The sequence below is a fragment of the Priestia sp. ST2 genome (genome assembly GCF_055810735.1).
The window spans coordinates 1-3,971 of sequence record NZ_JBVVNT010000024.1 but is presented as its reverse complement, the minus strand read 5'-3'; the positions used below and the strand labels follow the sequence as shown (position 1 = coordinate 3,971).

Genomic DNA, 3,971 nt, shown 5'->3' with positions numbered 1-3,971 from the left:
AAATGATTAAAAGAGCTAAGTCTCATAACTCAGAAATCGATTTTCAAGTTATTCAAAGTGGGAAGCTTCCTTTTTCTAATGATTCTTTGGATGCTGTCTTACTTTTTGCAGTTTTAACATGTGTTTATAAAAATGAGGAACAAAATGCTATTTTAACTGAGATTAAACGGGTACTAAAGCCAGGAGGTATTATTTACATCAACGACTTTCTACTGAATAGTGATGAAAGAAATAAATTACGCTATGAAAAGGGACTCACCAAGTATCATACATATGGGGTTTTTGAATTACCAGATGGGGCCATTTTACGTCATCATAGCGAAGAACGTGTAAAAGAATGGGGAAATCAATTTGAAACCTTAGAATACAAGAAAGTAGAATATACAACTATGAATGGAAATCGTTCAAATGGTTTAGTTTATATGGGGAAATTAAATTAAATTTATTAGAAATAAAAATATACAGGAGGAATTGTAATGGTAGAGAAATTAGAGCTGGAAAAGATTAACCTTCAAGAAATTACAAAAGATATTAAAGATCAACATGTGAATTTTCCTGTATCGAATATTAATAATCATTGCCTTCGTATAGCTGTATTTTCAGGCGAATACAAATGGCACTATCATTCTAATTCAGATGAGCTTTTTATGGTTTTGGAGGGAGAACTTTTAATTGATTTTAAAGATAAAGATACAGCTGTGTTAAAACCAAATGATACGTTACTTATACCAGCTGGAACAGTACATAGAACCAGAGCGAAACAAAGAACAATAAACCTTTGTTTCGAGGATATAAACGCTGATACGATAATTATTGATGAGTAAATGAAATACATAACATAAACACTGTAAAAGGTTTTATGTTAACTAAGTTTATTATCATATACAAAACTTAGATTTTTAAAATTAACGCTTGAATCTCCAGTTACGTCAGGTATTATGATGAAATTAATTAGATTAATACTAGATTGTAAGGGGGTTATATAAGTTGGGTAATGATTTAAGTTTCTCAATTGGTAAATTTTCTAAGAAAACGGGTGTTTCAATAAGAACACTGCATTATTACGACGAAATAGGGCTACTCAAAGCTCAAAAAGACCTTAATTCGGGTCATCGACTATATGAAGAGGAACATATAGTAAAACTTCAAAAAATCGTAGCATTAAAATTCTTAGGTTATAACCTAGAAGAAATAGGATTAATGTTAACAAATACAAATCTGAATTTAAACTTAGAGAACACTTTAATTCAACAGAAAAAAGCATTTGAGAAGAAAAAGGAGCATTTAGACAAAGTTCTGAAGGCAATTAATCAGACGATTTCTTTATTAGATGATCAAGAGGATGTTCCAAGTGAAATATTAATTAGTTTGATTAATAACATTCAAAATGAAGAAGATCAACGTACATGGCTTGAGCATTTCACTTCTAAAGAGATTGCAGATAAGGTTTACAATAAATCTGACGAGGAGAATTTGTCTTTAGATAGGGAATTTATTGATTTATCGAGAGAAGTAAAAAGGTTAGTTGGAAAACCAGTTCATGATCCGGAAGTACAAGAGCTGGCAAATAAACATTTGCAGGCATCTCTTAAATACGTTGGTGAGGAAGCTATGCATGCTTTTGGAAAATTAGAGGACGAGGAAATAGAAGATTTTCAAAGTATGATGGCATCACCTTATACACAGGAAGAAGAAAAATGGTTGGAGCAAGTAATAGAATATTATATGGTTCAAAATGAAATGTATAATTCCATCCAACATAACCGTAAATAATTTCTTTTAAGCTAACCTTATTAGTAAAGATAGTTAAAGAAACCTATAGAATTTTCTATAGGTTTCTTCTGCTACTTAGAATTCACATTATGGTAACTAAAAATAAAGACTCTATACAGTGAGAAAATAGAAAAAGACTGTCTCTTTTCACTAAGAAGAGGCAGTCACTTTCTGTACAGTGATTAAAATGTTGTGTTGACGCTTCGTTGGACCTTAAATAGTTTGCTCAAGATATCAAAATTTATTTACATAAAAGAAAAAAAACGAATTATATTAAATATTAATTTTAATTGAAATCTTTCTTTACAAACGTCTTATTCAGGCGTATAGTACCTAACATACATATATAATCTTGCTATTTTCATACCTTTTATCGCTTAATCCACTAAGGAGTGGGGGACCCATTTTTGTGTGCACTTGCACTTGGGGTGAATCCTTCTGTAAGAAGGTAGGGCTACTCTTAAAGCCCGAATCCGCCAGCTAACCTCATAAGCGTTTGGAGAGAAGGTTTGCTTTTATTTGTCCTGGAAAGAACACTAAGCAGAACCTTAGTGTTCTTTTTTGTGTTTTTTTTCTGGGATGGGGAATGATGAAAGTAAACTAATATCAGTAATAGCAAAGGTTTCAGGAGGATTTTAGATGAGTTATTCATCCATCAAACGTTTATTAATTGGGAGGCCACTTAAATCAAAGGAGCTAGGTGAACAAAAGTTAAATAAGGTCAAAGCCTTAGCTATTCTTTCATCCGATGCACTTTCATCCGTGGCGTACGGCCCAGAACAAGTCTTAATTGTGCTTGCTACCATTGGAATGATCGCATTTTGGTATTCAATACCCATAGGTATTGGTGTACTTATCCTTTTAACAGCACTTATTCTTTCTTATCGACAAATTATTTATGCCTACCCAGAAGGTGGTGGCGCTTATGTTGTATCTAAACATAACCTTGGAGAAAATGCAGGGCTTATTGCCGGAGGATCTCTATTAGTAGACTATATTTTAACCGTATCCGTAAGTATTTCATCTGGAACAGATGCGTTAACATCTGCTTTTCCTGTTCTTCATGACTATAGAGTCATCATTGCTTGCTTATTGGTTATTTTTATTATGGTTTTGAATTTAAGAGGGGTAACAGAATCTGCTTCAGCATTAGCGTATCCCGTTTATTTGTTTGTTGTTGCATTGGTCCTATTAATAGTGATAGGAATATGGAAAGTAGCGACTGGTCAGGTCTCTCCTGATATTCATCCTGCTATTGGAACTGCAGTGCCAGGAATCAGTTTATTTTTACTACTACGCGCTTTTTCATCAGGATGTTCAGCCCTTACAGGCGTAGAAGCTATTTCAAATGCTGTAACAAACTTTAGACAGCCGGCTGCAAGAAATGCAGTACGTACGCTTGTTGCAATGGGCATGATTTTAGCTATTTTGTTTTCAGGTGTCATGTTTTTGGCTTATTGGTTTGGAATTGTACCTAAAGCAGAGGAGACAGTTGTTTCACAGCTTGCTTCCCAGGTATTTGGACGAAATGGTTTCTATTATTTTGTTCAAGGTACGACGGCTTTAATTTTAGTGTTGGCTGCCAATACAGGCTTTTCAGCCTTTCCGTTACTGGCTGTTAATTTAGCTGTAGATAAGTATATTCCTCGTATGTTTACAATACGTGGTGATCGTTTGGGCTATTCAAATGGAATTGTCACACTAGGAATTGCCTCTATTGCGCTCATCATAGCGTTTCAAGGTAATACAGAAAGGTTAATCCCTTTATATGCGGTTGGAGTATTTATTCCATTTACGCTATCTCAAACGGGCATGATTGTAAAATGGCTAAGAGAAAAGCCAGCTGGCTGGCAAGGAAAATTAGTGACCAATTTTATAGGAGCTTTTATTAGCTTTACTGTCCTAATTATTTTCTTTACAACAAAATTCTCACAAGTATGGGCTGTTTTAATCTTCTTACCTCTTATCGTCTATCTGTTCCACCGTATTAAGAACCATTATGTAGAGGTAGGAAAGCAACTGCGTATCAAGCCGGGAGATAAAGAAGCATTAGCCTTAGAAGGAAATGTAGTTATTATACCAGTTGCAGGCTTAACAAGAGCTGTCGAGAATTCAATTAACTATGCAAAAATTATTGGAGACACTGTGATTGCGGTCCATGTGGCATTTGACCGTGAAAGCGAAAAAAGAATGGAAGA

At 34.2% G+C, this 3,971-nt stretch carries 4 protein-coding genes and 1 riboswitch; all 4 genes read left to right on the top strand.

Annotated elements, in window-relative coordinates; all coding sequences use genetic code 11:
- The coding region (locus AC0KUU_RS29840; protein ID WP_473454045.1) for a class I SAM-dependent methyltransferase at positions 1 to 440 on the top strand (440 nt) is incomplete at its 5' end.
- Positions 441 to 494: 54 nt separating this feature from the next.
- The gene (locus AC0KUU_RS29835) at positions 495 to 824 is read left to right on the top strand and encodes a cupin domain-containing protein (protein WP_456318253.1); all 330 of its coding nucleotides are present in this window, start codon (positions 495 to 497) and stop codon (positions 822 to 824) included.
- A gap of 163 nt (positions 825 to 987) precedes the next feature.
- Entirely contained in the window at positions 988 to 1,773 is a 786-nt protein-coding gene (locus AC0KUU_RS29830; RefSeq protein WP_456318171.1) for a MerR family transcriptional regulator, read from the top strand.
- Between the two features lie 364 nt (positions 1,774 to 2,137).
- Positions 2,138 to 2,282: riboswitch (cyclic di-AMP (ydaO/yuaA leader) on the top strand.
- A 130-nt stretch (positions 2,283 to 2,412) separates the two neighbouring features.
- The coding region (locus AC0KUU_RS29825; protein WP_473454043.1) for an APC family permease at positions 2,413 to 3,971 on the top strand (1,559 nt) is incomplete at its 3' end.